We start from the raw sequence: 22,214 nt of genomic DNA, 5'->3' as shown, positions 1-22,214 counted from the left end.
ATGTGGGGCGGGGCGATCAGAGCTCGCCTTCGGCGCGATCAAGGAAGGTGGCGCGCAGCCACTGGGTGCGCTGCCGGGTGAGTTCGGCCTTGTTGGCCGAGTACAGCATCGGGTACATCGAGCCATACAGAACGCGCGGGTTCTCGTCCTTGCCCACCGGGTAGCGTGCGTCGATGTCGGCATCACGCAGCTGGATCCACAGGCGTTGGGCGCTGCGCAGCTTGTCGATGGCCACCGGCTGGCCCTGCAGCTTCTGCATCACCTGCCGGTACACGGCGTTGAGCTCGGCATCGCTGGCGTCGGCTTCACGCGCGGCGCATTCGTTGATGTCCAGCTGGGTGCGGGCATCGTCGCAGGCCTTGCCCGGCGCGGCGGCCGAGGCCGCCACCGGCAGCAATGCCAGCAGTAGCAGGGGCAGGCGGCTCATCCGACCGAGCCTTCCAGCGACACTTCCAGCAGCTTCTTGGCTTCCACCGCGAATTCCATCGGCAGTTCCTTGAACACCTGCTTGCAGAAGCCGTCGACGATCATCGACACCGCGTTCTCCTGGTCGATGCCGCGCGCGCGGCAATAGAACAGCTGGTCATCGGAGATCTTGGAGGTGGTGGCCTCGTGCTCGACGGTGGCGCTGGGGTTCTTCACCTCGATGTAGGGGAAGGTGTGCGCGCCGCACTTCTTGCCGATCAGCAGCGAGTCGCACTGGGTGTAGTTGCGCGCGCCCTCGGCGTTGCGGTCCACCTTGACCAGGCCGCGGTAGGTGTTCTGGCCGCGCCCGGCACTGATGCCCTTGGAGACGATCTTGCTCTTGGTGCGCTTGCCGACGTGGATCATCTTGGTGCCGGTGTCGGCCTGCTGGCGGTGGTGGGTGAGCGCCACCGAGTGGAACTCGCCCACCGAGTCGTCGCCCAGCAGCACGCAGGACGGGTACTTCCAGGTGATGGCCGAGCCGGTTTCCACCTGGGTCCAGGTCACCTTGGAACGCGCGCCACGGCATTCGGCACGCTTGGTGACGAAGTTGTAGATGCCGCCCACGCCGTTTTCGTCGCCCGGGTACCAGTTCTGCACCGTGGAGTACTTGATCTCGGCGTCTTCCAGCGCCACCAGCTCGACCACCGCGGCGTGCAGCTGATTCTCATCGCGCATCGGCGCGGTGCAGCCTTCCAGGTAGGACACGTAGGCCTTGTCCTCGCAGATGATCAGCGTGCGCTCGAACTGGCCGGTGTTGTTGGCGTTGATGCGGAAGTAGGTGCTCAGTTCCATCGGCGAGCGCACGCCCTTGGGCACGAACACGAAGCTGCCGTCGGAGAACACCGCCGAGTTGAGCGCGGCGAAATAGTTGTCGCCGACCGGCACCACCGAGCCCAGGTACTTCTGCACCAGCTCGGGATGCTCGCGGATGGCCTCGGAGATCGAGCAGAAGATCACGCCCTTCTCGGCCAGTTCCTTGCGGAAGGTGGTGCCGACGGAGACCGAGTCGAACACCGCATCGACGGCGACACCGGCCAGCTTGGCGCGTTCGTGCAGCGGCACGCCCAGCTTGTCGTAGGTGTCCAGCAGTTCCTTTGGCACCTCGTCCAGCGACTTGTACTTCGGGCCCTTGGGCGCGGAGTAATAGCTCAGCGCCTGCAGGTCGATCGGGCCGATCTGCAGCTTGGCCCAGTCCGGCTGGCGCAGGGTGAGGAAGTGACGGTAGGCATCCAGGCGCCACTGGGTCATCCATTCCGGCTCTTCCTTCTTGGCCGAGAGGGCGCGGATGACGTCCTCGTTCAGGCCCGGCAGGAACGAATCGGATTCGATGTCCGTGACGAAACCGGCGTCGTACTTGCGACCCAGCTGTTCGTGGATTTCACGGTTCGGAGTGTCGGCGATGCCGACGTTTTCAATGGTCTCGGTGGCCATGGGGCTGCCTACGGTGGTTCAGGAGACGACGTCGGCGGTGATCCGTCGACGGTCGGCAAGCGGTAAGGGATGCAGCATCTGGGCCAGGGTGACGGCGCGCAGGGCGTCGCTGACGACATCGTTGATCAGCCGCCAGTTCGAGCGCACGCCGCACTGGCTGGCGATGCCGCAATGGCTCTGGCCCTGGCTGCATTCGGTGATCGCCAGCGGGCCTTCCATCGCCTCGACGACCTCGATCAGGGTGATTTCGCTGGCCGGACGGGTCAGCCGGTAGCCGCCACGCACGCCGCGCAGGCCTTCCACCAGCCCGGCCTGGGCCAGGGGCTTGAGCAGCTTGCTGACGGTGGGCGGTTCCAGACCGGCGGCCTCGGCCAGCTCGGTCGCGCTCAGCACTTCGTCCGGCCGTGCGGCGAGCACGGTCATGACGACGGTGGCGTAATCGGTGAGCTTGGTGACGCGGAGCATCTCGGCAGGTGGGTTCAAAGCGGACCAAAATTGTACGCTTTGTCGCCGGTCGAGTCCAAGCGCCCTGTTCAGGCAGGGGCGGGGCAGGTGACGGCGGTGGCTGCCGTGGCCGGCGGCGGGTACCGGCACCGGGACGTGATCGCCGGGCGGGGCGGTGTCCGCGGAGGGGCGCGATGGCCCGGCCCCGGTCCGGCGCGTACTTGGGTCATTGGCGCAGATGGGAGAGAATCTGCGCCTCTCATTCGTTTCCGGTCATTTACATGCCCAAGAAGATCCAGGCGCGCAAATCCAGCATCCATGGCAACGGCGTGTTCGCCGTGGCCGACATCAAGCAGGGCGAGCGCGTCATCGAGTACAAGGGCAAGCGCCGGACCCATGCCGAGGTGGATGCCGATGACACCGGCGACGTCGAGAGCGGGCATACCTTCCTGTTCACGCTGAACGAGGACTACGTCATCGACGCCAACCACAAGGGCAACGATGCGCGCTGGATCAACCACAGCTGCGACCCGAACTGCGAGGCGATGATCGAGGAAGCCGAGGGCGACGACCGCACCGCCGACAAGGTGTTCATCGAAGCCGTCCGCGACATCAAGCCGGGTGAGGAGCTGACCTACAACTACGGCATCACCTTGGCCGAGCGCCACACCGCGCGCCTGAAGAAGATCTGGGAATGCCGCTGCGGCTCGCCCAAGTGCACCGGCACGATGCTGCAGCCCAAGCGCTGACCCGCGCATCGATGGGGTGAATGAAGGGGCCGCCTGCGCGGCCCTTTCCCGTTGTGGCGTGGGCCGGGAGGGAATGCCGGCGGCGGGGGCGCACAAACGCGGAAGGCCGCTTTCGCGGCCTTCCTGCGTGCATGCAGGAGGGGCTTACTTGCCCAGCAGGCCCTGCGGCACCAGGTTGCCCAGGCCCTGGTTGAAGGTCACCGCGATGCGGCCGTTCTCGATGCCGACCGACTGTACCTGCAAGGCGCCCATCACCCGCGCGATGGTCGGGTCGATCTTGTAGATCGGTTCGCGGCGGGCGTAATCGGCCAGCCAACTGTTGAGCAGGCTGCGGGTGCTGGAATCCAGTTCGCCACCGGCCATGGCCGGGTTGAAGCGGTCGACGGTCGGCTGGTCCAGGTGGAAGCCCTGCGTCTGCGCGTCGTAGCGCAGGCCGCTGCTGATCTGCACCTTGCCGACCGGCATCGAGGTGCCACCGGCGGCCATGGCCAGGGCGAAGCCCAGGTCCAGGCGGTTGCCCTGCGGCAGAGTCAGGTGCGGCTCGCTGACGGTCAGCGCCAGCAGGCCGCCGAGCGCCTTCTGCGTGCGCGGGAAGCTGCCGTCCAGATAGTCCTGCACGTCGCTGGCGCCCACGGTCAACTGCCGTCCGTTGACCTGCGGCGCGGCGTGGGCGGTGGTGGCCAGGGCCATGCAGGCGACGGCGGACAGGAGCAGGTGGCGCAGGTTCATGGCGGACTCGTGGATTGGTGGAGACGGAGACGCAAGATAACCGGATCAAGTGAATGCCCGGTTAGCCACGCGCCTGGCTTCAACCAGGCTGCTGCAGTTTTTCCAGCTTCAACAGCAGTTGGTCCAGTTCCGGCTGCAGGCTGTCCAGGGCGTTGCCGTGCCGGCCCGAAGCGGCCGACAAGCTGTGCAGCAGGCCGGTGGCGACCACCAGCGATGCGTCGTCGTTGGAGGGCAGGCGGCGTTGGCGCTGGGCCTGCTCGAACTGCTTCATCCAGCTGTAGGTGGTGCGCTGGTCGAACTCCAGCGTGCAGCGCCCGGTGCACTGCTGGCCATCGGTTTCGATGGGAGTGACGGTGATGCGATAGCGGTGCGCGTTGCTGGACATGATGGCGTGGGGGTAGGGGGATGGCCCCACCATAGGCCCGCCATCGGGGTGTTGCGAGGCGCCGGACCATGACGCTGTGTTCCAGTGTGCCCGGGTCCGGCGTGGATGGAACGCAGTGGTCCGCCTACGCGCCATGGGCGCCCCCAAAAAGAAACGGGACGGCTTTCGCCGTCCCGTCCGGTTCGCCACAAGGGGCGCGCTGATCAGAGCGCGGCGTCCTTGAGCTTCTTGAGCGGACGAACCTTCAGCTTGGTGGTGGCCGGCTTGGCGGCGAACCACTGCTCTTCCTTGGTGAACGGGTTGATGCCCTTGCGCTTCGGCTTGGCCGGAACGTTCACGGTGCTGATCTTCAGCAGGCCCGGCAGGGTGAAGGAGCCAGCGCCCTTCTTGTTGACCGAGGCGGCAACGGCGCCTTCCAGGGCGGCGAACACAGCGCGCACGTCCTTGGCAGCGACGGAGGTGGCTTCGGCGATGTGGGCAACCAGACCCGACTTGGTCAGAGCTTCCTTGATCGGCTTCACTGCGGCCGGCTTGGCGGCAGCCTTGGTGGCGACTTTCTTCACTGCCTTCTTCGGGGCAGCCTTTTTAGCGGTCTTTGCCATGATTTCCTGTTCCGTGAACGGTTGGTTGTTTGGTCGTGCCGACCCCGTCGGCAAGCGAAATGTAGGGCATGAATTGCATGCCGCCAATAGGCAATCGACAAAAAAGCCCATAAAAATTGCTTCTGGCCGGTTTGTGCATGCTTCCACATGCCAAAACACAGGGGAAAACAGCATCGACAGGGATACAGTGCGGCGTCACCCGGCACGTCCACGGCAGGCCAGGTGATCGGCGACGCACCGCACAATGCGCTAACGAACGCTGCCTTAGGCTGGGCTGCCAACCACCACGAGGAGTTCCACCATGGGTATTTCGCGTCATGCCACCGCGCACTGGGAAGGTGACCTCAAGACCGGCCAAGGCCGCCTGGCCACGCCGCAGAGCGGGCTGCTGGAAAACACGCGCTACGCCTTCAGCACGCGCTTTGGCGAGGAGAAGGGCACCAATCCGGAGGAGCTGATCGCTGCCGCGCACGCCGGCTGCTTCACCATGGCGCTGTCGGCCAAGCTCAGCGAGGCCGGCTTCCCGCCCACTTCGCTCGATACCCGTGCCGACGTCGACCTGTCGATGGAAGGCGGGCCGCAGTTCTCGCAGATCCGCCTGAAGGTCAAGGCGGTGGTGCCGGGGCTGGACGAGGTACGCTTCCGCGCGATTGCCGACGACGCCAAGCAGAACTGCCCGGTGTCCAAGGCGTTGAGCGCGGTGCCGATCAGCCTGGAAAGCGAGTTTTCCGCCTGATCCAGGCAGGGGCTGGCGGGCGGGGAAGGGCTCGCCGGTCCGGTTCAGGGACGTTTCACCCGGCGCGCCCGAGCATCGCGCCATCCAACCACGGGGACCTGTTGCCATGTTTCGTTCGCTGCCTATCGCCGGTGTCCTGATCATGGCCGGCCTGTCCAGTTTTGCCGCGTCCGCACAGAACTACGACGACGGCCAGTACCGTCCCGGCTACCGCGATGACGATGGCCGCTACCGCGACGGCGGCCATGCCGGCGACAACGGGCCGGCCTACGACTACGCGCGGGTGGTGCGCGTGGACCCGATCATCGTCAGTGGCAACGGCGGCCGCAACGAGCGCTGCTACCAGCGCAGCGATGGCAGCTACGTGAACGAGGATGGCTACCGCGACACCGGCCGCTACAACGGCAATGGCTATCGCAACGACGGTTACGACGACCGCGGCAATGACAATGGCCAGTACCGCCAGGGCAGCGAGACCGGGCGCCAGATCGCCACGGTGATCGGTGGCCTGGCCGGCGCGATGATCGGTAGTCGCATCGGTGGTGGCGACGGCCGCTACCTCGGCACCGCGGTGGGAACGATCGCCGGCGGCGCGGCCGGGCGCGCCATCTACGAAGCCAGCAACCGTGGCCCGGACTACCGCCGCGGCGACGTGCGCGTCTGCGAGCCCGGTGGCTATGGCAGCGAGAGCGAACGCGTGGACGGCTATGACGTGACCTACGAGTACGCCGGCCGCGAATACCACACCCGCCGTGACTACCACCCGGGCGAGCGCATCCGGGTACGGGTGGACGTCAACGCCGACTGAGGCAAGCCTGCGGCGCACGCCGCAGGCCGCGGTTTGTCATGCCTGCGGGATGGCGGCATAGTCGCCGGGTCCCGTTCAGGAGTGATCGTATGCGCCGTGTCGCCTGTCTTGCCCTGTTGCTTCCCTGCCTGTCCCTGAGCCCGGCCCAGGCCGAGGTCAAGGTGCTGGTGGCCGACACCATCCGTACCGGAGACCCGGCGCAGCCGGTGGTGGGTGCGATGGCCTGGGATGCGCAGACTGGCCGCGTGCTCAGCGTGGGCACGCGCGAGGCGGTGCTGAAGCAGCATCCGCAGGCACCCCGCATCGACGCCGGCAAGGCCACGGTGGTGCCGGGGCTGATCGACGCACATGCGCACCTGGTCTACCTGGGCAACACGCTGGCGCAGGCCGACCTGTCCGGCGCGCGCACCCGCGGCGAGGTGGTGGAGCGGCTCAAGGCATTCGAGAAGACTCTGGCGCCGGGAGAGTGGCTGCAGGGCCGTGGCTGGGACCAGAACCGGTGGGACAACACCGACTTTCCCACCGTCGCCGACCTGGATGCCGCCTTCCCGGAACGGCCGGTCTACCTGGACCGCGTCGACGGCCACGCCGGCTGGGTCAACAGCGCCGCGCTGCGCATCGCCGAGAAGGCGGGCAAGCCGTTGGCCGGGGACTGGCAGCCGGACGGTGGACGGATCGTGCGCGACGCCGCCGGCAGGCCGACCGGCGTGCTGGTCGATGCGGCCTCCAGCCTGGTCACCGCGCAGATCCCCGCACTGGATGACGCCGCCCGCGAGAAGCGCCTGCTGGCCGCGTTGCAGGCGGCAGTGAGCAACGGCCTGACCGGCGTGCATGACATGGGTGTTTCGCGCGAGGACCTGGCGTTGATGAAGCGCCTGGCCGACGCCGGCAAGCTGCCGTTGCGCATCGATGCCTATGCCGACGGCAACCAGGCCGCGCTGGATGACCTGTGCCGTGATGGCCTGTACCAGCATCCGGGCGGTCGTCTGGAAATGCGTGGCGTGAAGCTGTTCATGGACGGTGCGCTGGGCAGCCGCGGCGCGGCCCTGCTCGCCGACTACAGCGATGACCCGCACAACCGCGGCCTGCTGGTGACTTCGCCGGCCGATTTCGAGGTGGCGGTGCGCAAGGCCGAGGGCTGCAAGGTGCAGGTCGCCACGCATGCCATCGGTGATCGCGGCAACCGCATCGTGCTGGACACCTACGAGAAGGTGCTGGGCGCGCGCAAGGGCAGTGACCACCGCTGGCGCGTGGAGCATGCGCAGGTGGTGTCGCTGGAGGACATCCCGCGCTTCGCCCGATTGGGCGTGATCGCCTCGATGCAGCCTACGCATGCCACCTCGGACATGGGATGGGCCGCGCAGCGGGTCGGGCCGGAGCGCATCCTGGGTGCGTATGCCTGGCAGCGCTACCTGCACAGCGGGGCGCGGTTGGCATTGGGCTCGGATTTCCCGGTGGAGAACGTCGATCCGCGCCTGGGCCTGTACGCCGCGGTGACCCGCCAGGACCGCGACGGCCAGCCGCCGGGCGGTTGGCAGCCCGACCAGCGCCTGAGCGCGGAGGAAGCGGTGCGCGGCTTCACCAGCGATGCGGCCTGGGCCGGGCATGACGAAGCGCAGGTGGGCCGCCTGCAGGCGGGCCTGCGCGCCGACTTCGTGGTGTTCGACCGTGATCCGCTGACGGTGGATGCCGCGCAGCTGGATGACCTGAAGGTGTTGTCGACCTGGGTGGATGGCGAGCCGGTCTACACCGCCGAGGCCGCGCCAGCGGGTTGAGCCGGCGTCTGCCGGCAAGGTGCCAGCGGCCCACGCGCGCCGCTGGCACTGCCGCGGAAGGGCAGGTCCGGTCCCGCGGTGAAGGGCGCGGTTTCCCTCAGGGGGATGCGGCGCCGCCGGGTTCGGCCGGCGCGTCATGCTGGTCGCGCAGCCGGCGCTTGTTGATCTTGCCCACGCTGGTCCGCGCGATGGTGTCGACGAAGCGCACCCGCTCGGGGATGGCATAACGGGAGATGTCGCCGGCTTGGCTGCGCGCGGTGACCAGCGCGATGATCTCCTGCTCGGTCACGTCGCGGCCGGCATGCGTGACCACCAATGGCAGCGGTCGCTCGCCCCACTTGGGATCGGCGACGCCGATCACCGCGACCTCGGCGACCCCGGGGTGCATGGCGATGATGTCCTCCAGCGCGAGCGAGGAAATCCATTCACCGCCGGTCTTGATGACGTCCTTGATGCGATCGGTCACGCGCAGGTAGCCGCCCGCGTCGATGTTGCCGATGTCGCCGGTGTGCAGGTAGCCGCCAGCCCACAAGGTGGCCGACGCGGCGGGATCGTGCAGGTAACCCTGGGTCAGCCATGGCGCGCGCACCACGACTTCGCCGGTGGCTTGGCCGTCGTGGGCGACCTCGTGCATGTCCTCGTCGACGATGCGCAGGTCCACCAGCGGGATGGGGATGCCGGCCTTGGTGCGCAGCGCGACATCGGCCTCGCCGTCGGCCAGTGCGTCGCCGTCGAGCTGGGCGACGGTGAGCACCGGGCAGGTCTCGGACATGCCGTAACCACCGAAGATGTCGATGCCGCGCGCCAGCGCCTGCTGGGCGAGCACCCGTGGCAGTGCGGCGCCGCCGATGATGACCTTCCAGCCGCGCAGGTCGGTCTGCGCCGAGGCCGGGTCGTTCAGCAGCATGTGCAGGATGGTCGGCACGCAGTGCGAGAAGGTCACCTTCTCGCGGCCGATCAGCGCCAGCAGCCGCCCGGGCAGGTAGCGGCCCGGATAAACCTGCTTGATGCCCATCAGCGTGGCCACGTAGGGCAGGCCCCAGGCGTGGACATGGAACATCGGCGTGATCGGCATGTACACGTCGTCGCGGTGCAGGCGACCCTGCTGGTGCGCGCTGCCGAGCGTGGCCATCGCCGCCAGCGAATGCAGCACGAGCTGGCGATGGCTGAAGTAGACGCCCTTGGGCAGGCCGGTGGTGCCGGTCGTATAGAACGTGGTGGCGCGGGTGTTCTCGTCGAAATCCGGGAAGTGCGTGACCGGCGTGGCCTGTTGCAGGCCGGCCTCGTACTCCGCGGCGAAGCCATCGGGCAACGCGCCGCCTTCATCGTCGAGCAGGATGCGCGTGCGCAGCGCCGGCAACTGCCCGGCGATGCCGTCCAGCACCGGCAGGAACTCGCGGTTGGCCAGAATCACGCTGGCCCCGCTGTGCTTGAGCGTGTAGGCGATCTGTTCCGGGGCCAGGCGGATGTTCACCATCATCAGCACCGCGCCCATCATCGGCACCGCGAAGTAGCTTTCCAGGTAGCGGTGGCTGTCCCAGTCCATCACCGCGACGGTATCGCCGGGCTTCACGCCCTGCGATTGCAGCAGGCCGGCGAGCTGGCCGATGCGTGCCTGCAGCGTGCGGTAGTCATGGCGCACGTCGCCGTAGACGATCTCCTGCCCGGGCCGGGTTGCCAGTGGTGTATGCAGCAGTTGCTTGATCAGCAGCGGGTAGGCGTAGGGACCGGAGTCGGGCGGCGTGGTGGAGGGCATCGGCGATTCCTGGGGGCAAGGCAACGGGGTGTCAGCGGCGGGAGGCCGCCGGGAGCGACAACTGTGCGGGCTGCAGCGGTGCTTCCGCGCGCGGGGTGGGGGTGATCAGTGCATCCTGGGGCAGGGGCTGCGCCGGGTCTTCGAGGTGGTTCCAGACCTGGTCCATGGCCGCGAACAGGTAGGGCAGCAGCGGCACATAGCGCTTGCGGTAATCCGGGAACGCCAGCAGCGAGTCGAAATGCTGCGCGTTGGCTACCCGCCAATAGGCGATCCGTGCGCCCGCCGCACGCGCCTGCGGCACGTAGCGGTCGCTGGTCAGGCTGATCGGCACCAGTCCGTCGTCGATGCCATGGATGACGACGATCGGCAGGCCCGGGCGGGGCGGGTTGGCGGCTGCACGGGCAATGCCGGCGCGCACGCGCTCGGCACCTGCACCATCGTGGGTCCAGAGCGAGCGCAGGCAGGACAGGCCAGGCAGGGGATCCGCTGCGGGCAGCGCGTGATCGTCGTACAGCAGCATCACGCCGTTGCCTGGCGGGATGCCGCTGGCATCGCTCCACCAGGCTGCACGGACCTCGGGTGTCGCGATGCCGGGCCTGCCATCCGGGCCGGCGGCGGCGAAGGTGTACCCGCAGGGGTGATTGCCTGCGGCATAGCCACCATAGGCTGACGCATAGGTGGCGGCGATCGCTTGCCACAGATCAAATCCGGTCGAGAACGCGGCTGCGCGCAGGGCGGGTTCACTCAGGCCTGCGTTCGCCAACTGCTGCCATGCCGATCGCGCCTGGGCCTCTGTGTCCGCGCCTTGCACCTGTCCAATGGATGCCAGCACCGCGCAGCGCTGGATTCCGGCCGGTCGTGTCTGGGCCTGCGCGGGTGGCTGCGGCAGATCATCGATGGCCAGCAATGCGCAAGGCATCAGCAGCGCGGCCTGGGTCACGAAATCGTAGAGCGGAGGGGCGCCTGCGACCGATACGTTGGGCTCACCGGCCACCATCGCATCAAACCAATCGCCTTCAGTTTCGGCGGCGCGCAATACCGCGCCGCCGCCGTTGGATACCCCGACGCCCAACGTGCGTGTGTTGGCCGGGGTGAAGGGTGCCGACTGCGGATAGGCACGGTCCAGCGCCTGCAATCCGAACTGCACGGCCTGCACGAGGTGCAGGCCCCAGTCGGCTTCCGGGTTGTCGCCCGAATGTGCGTGCTTGAACGCGACGCCATGCGCAGCGCTTCCCTTCGCGGGGACGAATGCCAACGCGCCATCGGCAGCCGGGGTGCCATCGGCCTGGAAACCGATACCTGCGTCCAGATCGTAGTAGTCGCTGCCGGCGCCCTTGTCCGTATAGGCCACCGCGCAACCGTGGGCCAGTCCCCAACTGCCGGCCACGGAAATCGCGCCGTAGATCCCGCGCGAACCGGAAGACGCCGTCGCGACCAGGCAGCGGCGTGCGGGGTCGAAGTTGTCCGGTATCTGCACCAGCACGCGGTGCGGCTGGCCGGCGCCGGGGATGCGGCCGTAGGCGGAGAACTCGCGCCCCGGTGCGGGCTGGAACGTGCCGTAGATTTCACCGAAGCCGCCACCCGGGGTCAGGTCGGCGATGCCCCGCCAGCTGCTCCAGATCGCACGGCGCCGCGCTTGCTCTGCGGTGGGCGCGGTGGGCTTGGCGAATGCGGGGGGCGCGCTGGCGCGCAGGCCTTCAAGACCGAGCCCGGCTGTCATCAGGTCATCGCTGCCGCGATGGGATGTCTCGCGCCATTGCTCGAACACCGGGGCGGCAGCGGGGGCGGTGGCGGCGTTCGCGACGGGGATGCAGCCATGCAGGATCGGCAGCACGGCGCAAAGCAGGGAAGCACGGCAGGGAATGTTCATCGCTCCACACTATCAATCCGGTCTGGGGATACCAGCGTACCTAGGTCCCCGTGCTCAGCTGCAATGGGATTTGCTAACCTCGGCCCGAGATGCCAACCCTGCTCATCGCCGATGACCACCCCCTGTTCAGAGCCGCGCTGCATCGCGCGGCCGATGAAGCGGTGGTCGACCTGCAGATCAGCGAAGCCGATTCACTGGACGGGGTACTGGAGGCCATCGAGGGCCAGTCGATCGACCTGATGCTGCTCGACCTGCACATGCCGGGCAACCACGGCCTGGCCGGGCTGGCGACGATCCGCGCGCTGCAGCCGGGGCTGGCGATCATCATCGTCTCGGCCAACGAGGAACCGCATGTGATCCGGCGTGCCATCGACCTGGGGGCGGCCGGCTACCTGCCCAAGAGTTCGGGGCTGGCGGACCTGCAGCAGGCGCTGCTGACCGTGCTTGAGGGCGAGCGCTGGATACCGGCGATGCTGCGCGATACCGTCGCGCGGGTGGCGCCGTTCAGCCGGGATGCCGACCTGGCCGCGCGGCTGTCCAGCCTGTCGGCGCACCAGTACCGGGTGTTGAGCCTGGTCGCCGAAGGCCTGCTCAACAAGCAGATCGCCGACCGCCTGGGGGTGCAGCTGCGCACGGTGAAGGCACACATGACGCGCATCATGGGCCGGCTGGGCGTGCGCAACCGTGCGCAGGCGATCCGCGTCCTGCATGAGCTCGGCCTGGCCGATCCCTCGCGGCAGATCGAGGGCGCGGACGCGCGGGTGCAGCGCGAGGCCGCCGAAGAGGCCTGAGCCGGCACCGGTCAGCCGCAGGCCCCCGTTGCGCCGGCGTCCTCGCCGGTGGCACGCGCGGCCAGCAGGTGGTTGATCGCCCAGCGCAGCGCCAGCGGCTTGAAAGGCTTGTTCAACAGTGACAAGCCAGCCTCACGCACGGCCTCGCGGGTGTCACTGCCGGTGTCTGCGCTGAGGATCACGGTCGGGCGCGGGCCGTGCACAGCGGCCAGGCGCGCGTACAGGGCAATGCCGGTGTCGCCGTCATCGAGGTGGTAGTCGAACAGCCACAGCCCGGCCTCGCGCGCCGCGGTGCCCGCGTTGGCGCCATCGGCCAGCGCGGTGACCTCGCAGCCCCAGGCCAGCAGCATCTGCCGCATCGCCGCCAGCGCATCGGGGTCGTTGTCCACCACCAGCACGCGGGTGCCCTTGATGGTGCTGGTGGCCGCGGGCGCGTCGTTGCGCGGCGCGCGCGCCGGGTAGGCACGCGGCACCGTGATGGCGAAGGCCGAGCCGCGGCCGAGCGCGCTGTGCAGCGACAACGGTGCATGCAGCAGGGCGGCGATGCGTTGCGCGATGGTCAGGCCCAGGCCCAAACCCTGCCCGTTGCTGCGGTCGCCGCGCTGGAACTCCTCGAACACCACGCCCTGCTGGTCGGCGGCGATGCCCGGGCCGCTGTCGTGCACGCCGACCACCAGCGCCTCGCCGCGCCGGCGGACACCTAGTAGCACGCCGCCGCTGCGCGTGTAACGGATGGCGTTGGCCAGGAAGTTCTGCAGCACGCGGCGCAGCAGCAGCGGGTCGCTGTGCACCCAGACGCGGCTGGGCACGTAGCGGAACTGCAGGCCGCGTGCGGCGGCCAGCACCGAGAATTCCTGCGCGAGCGGGTCGAGCACGTTGGACAGCGCGAACGGGCGCGGGTCGGCGACCAGCCCACCGGCTTCCAGCCGCGAGATGTCGAGCAGGCCCGAGAGCAGGTCGTCGGTGGAGTCCAGCGCGCCGCGGATCTGGCGCAGGAAGCTGTCCAGGAATTCGGATTCCAGGTGCTGCGACATGGCATCGGTCAGCAGTTGGGCGGCATGCAGCGGCTGGATCAGGTCGTGGCCGACCGCGGTCAGGAAGCGCGTCTTGGCCACGTTGGCGCGCTCGGCCTCGTGTACGGCCTGCTCCAGGCGCGCGGTGCGGTCCTGCACGCGGCGCTCCAGGGTCTCGTTGCTGCGCTTGAGCGCATCCTCGGCGCGGCGGAACGCGGTGACGTCGGTGAAGGTGGCGACGTAGCCGCCGCCGGGCATCGGGTTGCCGCGGATCTCGACGATGGTGTCATCGGGGAAAATGCGCTCGGACAGGTGCGGTGTGCCGCGCCGCATATGCGCCACGCGCCGGTTCAGCGCCTTGGTCGGGGTATCGGCGCCGCCCTGGCCGATCTTCAGCTGTCCCATTGCCCATTCGGTGAGATGGGCGACCGGCTGGCCCACCTGCAGCAGCTCGGGCGGGAACTTGAACAACGCGGCATAGCGGCTGTTCCAGGCCACCAGCTGCAGCTGCGCGTCGACCACGCTGATGCCCTGGCTCATGTTCTCCAGCGCGGCTTCGAGCAGGCGCTGGTTGAAGCGCAGTACCTGGGTGGCTTCACCGACCGCGCGGGTGACCGCCTCCAGTGGTGCGGCGCCGCCATCGCGTGCGGCCTCGACCAGCAACCGCGCCATCCCGGCACCGACCACTGCGGTGAGCTCGCGCTCGATGGCGGTGACGCGTTGGTCGTCCAGCATCTGCCCGGCATGCCCGGCCATCAGCTGCCGCGTGCGTTCCTGGCCGAGGAAGCGCCCGGCGGTCTTGCGCATGGAGGCGGCGGCCACGCCTTCGCGTTGCTGCGGCAACGACGGGCGCACCGCGCGCGCCATCACCGCGACGGTGATCAGGTTGACCAGCAGGCTGACGCCCATGCTGATCGCGATGTGGCCCGGCTGCACGCGCAGCGGGAAGAACACGACCCAGTGCAGTCCTTCCGAGGCGGCCGGCGGCGAGACGATCATCGGCAGCAGCACCAGCCACAGCCATACCAGCGAGCCGGTCACGATGCCGGCGATGATGGCCGGCGAGGGCGTGCGCGGGCGGTACACCGCCAGCAGCACCGCCGGTGCCAGCTGCGCCAGCGCGGTGAAGGACATCAGGCCGAAATCGCTGAGTGCTTCGGTGTCGCTCATCGCCCGGCTGTACAGCCAGGACATCAGGAACACGACCAGGATGCCGGCGCGCCGGAACGCGATCACACGCGGGCGCAGGTCGGCGCCGGTGTCGCCATGCATGCCGCCGAGCAGGCGCGAGCCGAAGCCGTGGTTGCCGAGCATGATCGACAGGGTCAGGCCGGACAGGATCATCATGCCGGTGGCCGCGCTCAGGCTGCCCAGGTAGGCGAGCAGGGCCAGGAGGTGGTGGCCGGCGGCCTGCGGCAGCATCAGCACGTAGACGTCCGGCGATACCGATTGCCCGAGCTGGGCCGCGCCGGATAGCGCCATCGGCACCGACGGCAGCCCGATCAGCAGCAGGTAGAGCGGGAACAGCCAACGCGCGGTCTTCAGGTCGGAGGTCTGGCGCAGCTCGACCACGCCGACGTGGAACTGATGGGGCAGGGTGAAGGCCGCCATCGCGCCGAGCGCGACCATGGTGAGGAAGTCCGGGACCACTGCGGGTGGCGGCAGCTGCGTCATGCGTGCGAGCAAGGGGCTGTCGGCCTGTACCGACAGGGCCGCATACAGGCCGATGGCCAGCAGCGCGGCCAGCTTGAGCAGCGACTCCAGCCCCAGCGCCACCACGATGCCGCGGTTGTGCTCGGTGGCCGAAGCCTTGCGCGCGCCGAACAGCAGGGTGAACGCCGCCATCGTCAGCGCGAACCAGAACGACACGTCCGGCGGTGCGCCGCCGCCGGCCAGTTGGTCGCCGAGCAGTGCGCCCAGGCCCTGGCTGATCGCCTTCAGCTGCAAGGCGATGTAGGGAATGATGCCGATCAGCGCGACCAGGGTGATGGTCATGCCCAATCCCTGGTCGGTGCGCAGCCGTGCCACCACCAGGTCGGCGATGGTGGCGCTGTTGTGCTGCTTTGCCAGCCGGCCCAGCCGCGCCAGGAACGGCATGCCGAAGGCGAAGATCAACGCCATGCCGATCAGCGTCGGCGGGATCGCGAAGCCCCATTGCGCGCCCTGCGAGGCGGCGCCGTAGTAGGTCCAGGCGGTGCAGTGCACCGCCAGCGACAGCGCATAGATCACCGGCCAGGCACGTGCCAGGCGATGGCCCTGGCGTTCGCCCCACAGCGCGACGCCGAACAGCAGCACGGTCCAGGCAAGGCAGGCCAACAGGACGATGGAGGGCGTCAACATCGCTCCAGTGTAGGGACCCGGCCAGCCGCCCGGCAGGTGCCGGTCGGCACGGTGGCGCGGTCGCGGCGAGGGCGTGGCGGGCTAGGGGTCGATGAGGACCAGGGCGAGCTGTTCGGCCACCAGCGCCACGTCGCCGGTCGGCTGCAGTTCCACCGTCTTGTGCTGGGTCAGCAGCCATTGCCCGGGCTGGCGGCATTGCAGCGACAGCAGCCGCGAACGCACGCGCACGTCCGCGCCGCTGGGCACCGGGGCCAGGAAGCGCACCTTGTTCAAGCCGTAGTTGAGCACCCGGGTGATGCCGGGGATGGCGGCCAGCGCGGCCACGTCGTCCTGGACGGTGAGCGAGAGCAGCAGGAAACCATGGGCGATGGTCTGCCCGCCGGGCAGCTCGGCCTGCGCCCGTACCGGATCGACATGGATCCAGTTGTGGTCGCCGGTGGCATCGGCGAACGCATCGATGCGGGATTGCCCCACCTGCACGCCCGTCCCCAACCGCTCGGCTTCGGCCCAACGCTGCAGTGCCGCCACTGCCGGCGGCAGGTGGTCGTCGATGGTGCTCATGCCACGCGCTCCAGCAAGGCCAGGATGGCCTGGCGCGCTTCCGGCTCGGACAGGGTCGGGGCGTGACCGACCTCGGGCACTTCGACCAGGCGGGCGTTCGCCGAGGTGGCGGCCATCTGCCGTGCCACGTCGGGCGGGAGAATGTCCGAAAGCGCGCCACGCACGATCAGGGTCGGTGCCTGGCCGGTGAGCGTGCGGACCGCGCGCCACAGCAGCGGTCGCAGCAGCCACAACACCCAGGGCCGGGTGGTGCGGATGACGGCCGGGTCGTAGTCGAGTTCCAGCAGCCCGTCGTCGCGCTGGCGGAACATGCGCGTGGCCATGTCCCGCCAGTCGTCGGCGCCGAAGCGCGGGAACGATGCCTTGCCGATCGACTCGGCGTAGGCGGCGGCCTGCGCCAGGTCCATCGGCGGCAGGTGCTTGCCGGCGTACTTGCCGATCCGCGCCAGCGCCTGGCGTGGCACCTTCGGCCCGGCATCGTTGAGCACGGCGGCGGCGATCAGCCCGGGCGCGCGCGTGGCCAGGGTGATGGTGACCAGCACGCCCAGCGAAGTGCCGATGAACACGCTCCTGTCGATGCCCTGCGCGCACAGCAGCGCGATCAGGTCATCGGCGTAGGTGCGGGGGTTGTAGCTGGACGGGTCGGGTGCGCGCGCCGAGCCGGCGCGACCGCGCAGGTCGACCGCCAGCACGCGCCAGCCGCGCGCGGACAGCGTCGTGGCCAACGCGTCGAAGTCGGCACCGTTGCGGGTCAGCCCGGGGATGCAGACCACCGTGCCGCGGGGGGGTGTCCCCGCGGCCGGCCGGTGGTCACGTGCATGCAGGCGCAGGCCGTCGCTGCTGTTCCAGTACAGGTCATCGTAAGACCGGGTCATGCAGGGGTTCCTAGAAGTCGTAGCGGACGCTGAGGCTGTATTGGCGTGGCGGACCGTAGAAGCCGATCAGCGTGCCCACCGCCGGGATGTTGTAACCGGTGGTGCGGTACTCCTTGTCGGCAAGATTGGTGCCTTGCAGGGAGAACGTCCAGGCGTCGTTGAGCTTCCAGATCACGCCGGCATTGACCAGGCCATAACCGTCCTGGCGGATCACCGGGCTCAGGTCGGTGGTCGGCCAGACCTCGCTCTGGTAGCTGTAGCCCACCCGCGCGGACAGGTTGCCGCCGTTGGCCAGGTCGGTGCGGTACTCCACGTTCACCGCGCCGGAGAACTCGGGTGCATTGGTGAACTTCATCTGGTCGGCGACGTTGACGCCACGGTCCATGTACTCGTCGTACTTGGTGTCCAGCCAGGCCAGGTTGCCGGTGATCAGCCAGTTCCGGGTCGGCAGGTACTGATACTCGACCTCCAGGCCGTTGACCGTGCCCTTGCCGGCGTTGGTGAAGTCGCCGAAGAAGGCATCGTTCACGCCATCGCCGTTGGTGTCGATGCCGGTGAACACCGACAGCTGGATGTCCTTGTACTTGTTGTGGAAGGCCGACAGGTTCAGGAACAGGCGCTGGTCGAGGAAGGCCATCTTGCTGCCGATCTCGTAGCTGTCCACGGTCTCGTCGTCGAACGGTTCGGCCGAGCGCGGCACCGCCACGGCATTGGCGCGGATGTTGTAGCCGCCGGACTTGAAGCCACGCGTGGCCAGGCCGTAGACCATGATGTCCGGGGTGATCTGGTAGTCCAGCGACACCTTCGGCGAGACGTTCTTGAAGTTGGTGGTCTTGTCGAAGTCGGCGGCCACCGCGATCGGCCGGGTGAAGGTCGCATCGGCGTAGAAGCGGTTGAGCACGATCGCGCGCTTGTCCTCGTCGGTGTAACGCGCGCCGACGTCGAGCTTGAGCCTGCTGGTCAGGTCGAACGTCCAGTCCGCGTACAGCGCGACGCTGTCGGTGAGTACCTTGCCGCGGGTGTCGCCGAACTGCAGGTTGAAGAAGTTGTTGCGGATCTGGCCACCGGCCTCGCCGCTGAACTGGTACAGGCCGACCACGCCGCGCACGCGCCCGCCGCCGTCGTAGTTGGCCTGCAGTTCGTTGCTGACCTGGTTGTCCTCGTAGAAGCCGCCGACATCGGCCAGCTTGACCGGGGTGGTGTCGAAGTCGATGTTGGAGTGCGAGTCGGACTCGCGCTTGGCGACCACGTACTTGAGCGCCCAGTCTTCGTTGGGCCGCCAGTTCACCGTCGCCGAGGCGCCCTTGGTTTCCACGCTGTTGACGTTGGGCATGCCCGAACGGATGTCATAGCGGTCGTCCATCGGCGGGTAGGCCGGGGTGAACGGGTTGCGCGCGAGCATCTTCGAGCCGCGCATGCCGGACTGGTCGTCGATCCAGTCCAGCGCGAACTGCACGTCGAAATCGTCGCCGGCGTAGGCACCCAGGTTCAGGCGCGCGGCGTTGACCTGCTTGTCGCTGACCGGTTGGCCGTTGTAGGTGTTCTCGCCGAAGCCGTCACGGTTCATGCTGGCCACCGCGATGCGGCCACGCAGGCCGCTGTCCGGCCCGCCCAGCGGGCCACCGATGGCGGCCTTGGCATCGCGCTGGTTGTAGTTGCCCACGGTGACCTGGGCAAAGCCTTCGGTGGTGGTCGGCAGGCCACGCGAAACGTACTTGATCGCACCGCCGATGGTGTTCTTGCCGTACAGCGTGCCCTGCGGGCCACGCAGCACCTCGATGCGCGAAACGTCGAACACGTCCAGCAGCGCGCCCTGCGGGCGGGCGATGTAGACGTCATCCAGATAGATGCCCACGCCCGGGTCGGCGCCCCAGGTGGGGTCGGACTGGCCGACGCCGCGGATGTAGGCGGTGACCGTGCTGCTGGCGCCGCGCGCGGCGTAGATGGTCAGGTTGGGCACCTGGGCGTCGAGGTCGCCGATGTCCTGCACGTTCAACTTGTCCAGCGCCTCGGAGGTGAACGCAGTCACCGCCACCGGCACTTCCTGCAGGGTTTCCTCGCGCTTGCGCGCGGTCACCATGATGGTGTCCAGGTTGGTGGCCGAAGCGCCCCTGTCCGCCGCCGGCGCGGCCTGCGGCGCCTCCTGTGCCAGTGCCGGCCCGGAGGCCAGCAGCGCGCCGATCATCAGGCTCAAACAGTTCCGCTTCATTCGGTCCTCCCCAGGCAGGTGCGTTGCGGATGGCCCATTGCCACCCGTGGAGCCTAGGCTAGCGGCGTACCCCCGGCCCAGCGAGTGGACCTAGGTCCAGTCGGCAGCGGCGGCCAGATCCGGATACTTGGCGCCTCCTCTTCCGGGAGCGCCGTATGTCGTTGCTGATCGTGCTTGCCGCGCTGGGCTTCCTGATGCTGGTGGCCTACCGCGGCTACAGCGTCATCCTGTTCGCGCCCATCGCCGCGCTGGGCGCGGTGCTGCTGACCGACCCGTCGCTGGTGGCGCCGATGTTCACCGGCTTGTTCATGGACAAGATGGTGGGCTTCCTGAAGCTGTACTTCCCGGTGTTCCTGCTCGGGGCGGTGTTCGGCAAGCTGATCGAGCTGTCCGGGTTCTCCAAGTCGATCGTGCAGGCGGCGATTGGCCTGTTCGGGCCGCACCGGGCGATGCTCTCGATCGTGCTGGTGTCCGGGCTGCTGACCTACGGTGGCGTGTCCCTGTTCGTGGTGGTGTTCGCGGTGTACCCGTTCGCCGCGGAGATGTTCCGGCAGAGCGACATCCCCAAGCGGTTGATCCCGGCCACGTTGGCGGTGGGCGGCTTCAGCTTCACGATGGATGCGTTGCCGGGTACGCCGCAGATCCAGAACATCATCCCGACCACGTTCTTCGGCACCGATACCTGGGCTGCGCCGGTGCTGGGCATCCTCGGCAGCCTCTTCGTGCTCGGCGTCGGCATGGCCTACCTGGAATGGCGCCGCCGCGTGGCCGCGCGTCATGGCGAGGGGTATGGCGACCCGGCGACGCTGGTCAACGAGCCGGCGCCGTTCGCCGGCACCACGCTGGCCAACGCCGGGGTGGCGGTGCTGCCGCTGGTATTGGTGTTCGTGTCCAACAAGCTGCTGACGCTGGGAATCCCGCACTGGTACGGGGCCGAGCACAGCTTCGTGCCCGCGGTGCTCGGCAAGGCCGCACCGGTGGTGCAGGAGGTGCCGAAGATCGCCGCGATCTGGGCGGTGGAAGGCGCATTGCTGGTCGGCATCGCCACGGTGCTGGTGCTGGCCTGGCGGCCGGTGGTCACCCAGTTCGCCGAAGGCACCAAGGCCGCCATCGGCGGTGCGTTGCTGGCGGCGATGAACACCGCCTCGGAGTACGGCTTCGGCGCGGTGATCGCGGCGCTGCCCGGCTTCATGGTGGTGGCCAACGCGTTGGGGGCGATCAAGGACCCACTGCTGCACGAAGCGGTCACCGTCACCGGGCTGGCCGGCGTGACCGGATCGGCCTCCGGCGGCATGAGCATCGCGCTGGCGGCGATGTCGGAGACCTTCGTCGCCAACGCGCAGGCGGCGGGCATCCCCATGGAAGTGCTGCACCGGGTCGCCTCGATGGCCTCCGGCGGCATGGACAGCCTGCCGCACAACGGTGCGGTGATCACCCTGCTGATGGTGACCGGGCTGACCCATCGGCAGGCCTACAAGGACATCTTCGCGGTGACGATCATCAAGACGGTCGCGGTGTTCGTGGTGATCGGCATCCATTACGCCACCGGTTGGGTGTGACGGCGGCAGGGCAACACCCGCGGGTGTGCTTCTCCCCGTGGTGACTTCGGCACGACTTCATCCACGACTCACGCATGAGGATCTGGCTATGAAATCCGGCATCGAGATGATCAAGGCGGGCCTGCTGGCCCTGTGTGCATGGTTTGCAGTGGCGGGCCCCGCGCACGCGCAGGCGGTGGGGCATTGGGATTTCGGGGTATACGGCAATCTTTACGGTGCCCGTGAATACCAGGTGTGGGTACCGGCCGGCTACGACCCGGCGCAACCCCGGCCGTTGCTGCTGGTGCTGCACGGCTGCGTCAACGGGCCGAACCTGATGGGCGAGGCTTCCGGCTTCAACGACGTGGCCGACGTGGAGGGCTACATCACGGTGTACCCGCGTCAGAACGTCACCGCCAACCCGGCACGCTGCTGGAACTGGCAACTGCCGGTCAACCAGGCGCGCGGCAGCGGCGAAGCGTCGATCCTGGCTGGGATCGTGGATGCGGTGAAGGGCGACTACAACGTGGATGCGCGGCGGGTCTACGTCACCGGCATCTCCGCCGGCGGTGCGATGACCTCGATCATGCTGGCCTGCTACTCGGACGTGTTCGCCGCCGGCGCGGTGCACTCCGGTGGCATGTACAAGGGCGCGACCACCGTTTCCGGTAGCGCCTACGCGCTGCTGGCCGGCAGCATCTACTCCCCGGACGGCAACGGGCGCAGCGCCTGGGAGTGTTCGGGCTCGCCGTCGCCACGGCCGATCCCGCTGCTGGTGTTCCATGGCAGCGCCGATGTCACGGTCAACCCGGTGAACGGCCAGCAGGCGGTGCGCCAGTTCCTGCAGACCAATGACCTGGCCGATGACGGCATCGACAACGACTCGGTCAAGTACGTACCCACCAGCACGATTGCCGGACAAGTGCCGGGCGGGCGTGCCTACACCGTCTACAACTACACCTATGGCGGACAACTGCTGGCCCAGCACTACGTCATCCACGGAATGGGGCATGCCTGGAGTGGCAGTACCTCCGGGCTGCCGTTCACCGACCCGAAGGGCCCGGACGCAACCCTGATCACCTGGCTGTTCCTGAAGGGCTACCAGCGCTGAGCGCTGGCGCCTGGTGATCTGCC

At 68.3% G+C, this 22,214-nt stretch carries 19 protein-coding genes; 7 read left to right on the top strand and 12 right to left on the bottom strand.

Features of this window, described 5'->3' with window-relative positions; genetic code table 11:
• Positions 1-16: 16 nt before the first annotated feature.
• The 3 genes from IB227_RS04470 to IB227_RS04460 are packed head-to-tail and all read right to left on the bottom strand — an operon-like array spanning position 17 to position 2,364.
• The gene (locus tag IB227_RS04470) at positions 17-427 is read right to left on the bottom strand and encodes a lysozyme inhibitor LprI family protein (protein WP_192286462.1); all 411 of its coding nucleotides are present in this window, start codon (positions 425-427) and stop codon (positions 17-19) included.
• A complete protein-coding gene (gene sufB, locus IB227_RS04465) occupies positions 424-1,899 on the bottom strand; it encodes a Fe-S cluster assembly protein SufB (RefSeq protein ID WP_132864707.1) in 1,476 nt (491 codons plus the stop codon). Before sufB ends, IB227_RS04470 begins: the two co-directional genes overlap by 4 nt.
• 18 nt (positions 1,900-1,917) lie before the next feature.
• The gene (locus IB227_RS04460; protein ID WP_132864706.1) at positions 1,918-2,364 is read right to left on the bottom strand and encodes an SUF system Fe-S cluster assembly regulator; all 447 of its coding nucleotides are present in this window, start codon (positions 2,362-2,364) and stop codon (positions 1,918-1,920) included.
• Positions 2,365-2,624: 260 nt separating this feature from the next.
• On the opposite strand from IB227_RS04460, the gene IB227_RS04455 reads away from it, so the two are divergent.
• A complete protein-coding gene (locus IB227_RS04455; protein WP_132864705.1) occupies positions 2,625-3,092 on the top strand; it encodes an SET domain-containing protein-lysine N-methyltransferase in 468 nt (155 codons plus the stop codon).
• A 144-nt stretch (positions 3,093-3,236) separates the two neighbouring features.
• Here the strand turns inward: IB227_RS04455 and IB227_RS04450 are convergent, their stop codons facing one another.
• From IB227_RS04450 to IB227_RS04440, 3 genes are all read right to left on the bottom strand, one after another.
• Entirely contained in the window at positions 3,237-3,821 is a 585-nt protein-coding gene (locus IB227_RS04450; RefSeq protein WP_132864704.1) for a DUF1439 domain-containing protein, read from the bottom strand.
• A 79-nt stretch (positions 3,822-3,900) separates the two neighbouring features.
• Positions 3,901-4,206, bottom strand: coding sequence for a DUF3861 family protein (locus IB227_RS04445; RefSeq protein WP_192286461.1), 306 nt, complete (start codon positions 4,204-4,206; stop codon positions 3,901-3,903).
• A gap of 203 nt (positions 4,207-4,409) precedes the next feature.
• The gene (locus IB227_RS04440; RefSeq protein ID WP_132864701.1) at positions 4,410-4,808 is read right to left on the bottom strand and encodes an HU family DNA-binding protein; all 399 of its coding nucleotides are present in this window, start codon (positions 4,806-4,808) and stop codon (positions 4,410-4,412) included.
• A gap of 301 nt (positions 4,809-5,109) precedes the next feature.
• Here IB227_RS04440 and IB227_RS04435 point away from each other — a divergent pair, with 301 nt between their 5' ends.
• From IB227_RS04435 to IB227_RS04425, 3 genes are all read left to right on the top strand, one after another.
• Entirely contained in the window at positions 5,110-5,544 is a 435-nt protein-coding gene (locus tag IB227_RS04435; protein ID WP_132864700.1) for an OsmC family protein, read from the top strand.
• 142 nt (positions 5,545-5,686) lie between these two features.
• A complete protein-coding gene (locus IB227_RS04430) occupies positions 5,687-6,352 on the top strand; it encodes a glycine zipper 2TM domain-containing protein (protein WP_192287271.1) in 666 nt (221 codons plus the stop codon).
• A gap of 89 nt (positions 6,353-6,441) precedes the next feature.
• Complete coding sequence (locus IB227_RS04425; RefSeq protein WP_192286460.1) at positions 6,442-8,127, top strand: amidohydrolase; 1,686 nt, start codon at positions 6,442-6,444, stop codon at positions 8,125-8,127.
• Positions 8,128-8,224: 97 nt separating this feature from the next.
• Here the strand turns inward: IB227_RS04425 and IB227_RS04420 are convergent, their stop codons facing one another.
• Positions 8,225-9,883, bottom strand: coding sequence for a fatty acid--CoA ligase (locus IB227_RS04420; RefSeq protein ID WP_192286459.1), 1,659 nt, complete (start codon positions 9,881-9,883; stop codon positions 8,225-8,227).
• Positions 9,884-9,914: 31 nt separating this feature from the next.
• On the bottom strand, positions 9,915-11,753 hold the full coding sequence (locus IB227_RS04415) for a 3-hydroxybutyrate oligomer hydrolase family protein (protein WP_192286458.1): 1,839 nt from the start codon (positions 11,751-11,753) through the stop codon (positions 9,915-9,917).
• An 89-nt stretch (positions 11,754-11,842) separates the two neighbouring features.
• Between IB227_RS04415 and IB227_RS04410 the strand changes: the two genes are divergently transcribed.
• Complete coding sequence (locus tag IB227_RS04410) at positions 11,843-12,544, top strand: response regulator transcription factor (RefSeq protein ID WP_132864696.1); 702 nt, start codon at positions 11,843-11,845, stop codon at positions 12,542-12,544.
• Between the two features lie 11 nt (positions 12,545-12,555).
• Here IB227_RS04410 and IB227_RS04405 read toward each other — a convergent pair whose 3' ends face one another.
• The 4 genes from IB227_RS04405 to IB227_RS04390 all read right to left on the bottom strand — a co-directional run bounded on the left by IB227_RS04405 (position 12,556) and on the right by IB227_RS04390 (position 19,542).
• Positions 12,556-15,897 (bottom strand): PAS-domain containing protein, encoded by a 3,342-nt coding sequence (locus IB227_RS04405; protein ID WP_192286457.1) that lies wholly within the window; start codon positions 15,895-15,897, stop codon positions 12,556-12,558.
• Between the two features lie 81 nt (positions 15,898-15,978).
• Positions 15,979-16,458 (bottom strand): MaoC family dehydratase, encoded by a 480-nt coding sequence (locus IB227_RS04400; RefSeq protein ID WP_192286456.1) that lies wholly within the window; start codon positions 16,456-16,458, stop codon positions 15,979-15,981.
• Complete coding sequence (locus IB227_RS04395; protein ID WP_192286455.1) at positions 16,455-17,333, bottom strand: alpha/beta hydrolase; 879 nt, start codon at positions 17,331-17,333, stop codon at positions 16,455-16,457. Before IB227_RS04395 ends, IB227_RS04400 begins: the two co-directional genes overlap by 4 nt.
• A 10-nt stretch (positions 17,334-17,343) precedes the next feature.
• Positions 17,344-19,542 carry a TonB-dependent receptor gene (locus tag IB227_RS04390; RefSeq protein ID WP_225591585.1) on the bottom strand — a complete coding sequence of 733 codons (2,199 nt, stop codon included), beginning with the start codon at positions 19,540-19,542 and terminating at the stop codon, positions 17,344-17,346.
• Between the two features lie 155 nt (positions 19,543-19,697).
• Here IB227_RS04390 and IB227_RS04385 point away from each other — a divergent pair, with 155 nt between their 5' ends.
• Both IB227_RS04385 and IB227_RS04380 read left to right on the top strand, forming a co-directional pair.
• Positions 19,698-21,101, top strand: a complete 1,404-nt coding sequence (locus IB227_RS04385; RefSeq protein WP_192286454.1) for a GntP family permease — start codon at positions 19,698-19,700, stop codon at positions 21,099-21,101.
• Positions 21,102-21,189: 88 nt separating this feature from the next.
• On the top strand, positions 21,190-22,191 hold the full coding sequence (locus IB227_RS04380) for a PHB depolymerase family esterase (protein ID WP_192286453.1): 1,002 nt from the start codon (positions 21,190-21,192) through the stop codon (positions 22,189-22,191).
• Positions 22,192-22,214: the final 23 nt, after the last annotated feature.

This window comes from Stenotrophomonas sp. STM01, assembly GCF_014852135.1.
Taxonomy (GTDB): Bacteria; Pseudomonadota; Gammaproteobacteria; order Xanthomonadales; family Xanthomonadaceae; genus Stenotrophomonas; species Stenotrophomonas capsici.
Note: the sequence above shows the minus strand (reverse complement) of the source record. Positions and strands in the feature narration are given on the sequence as shown.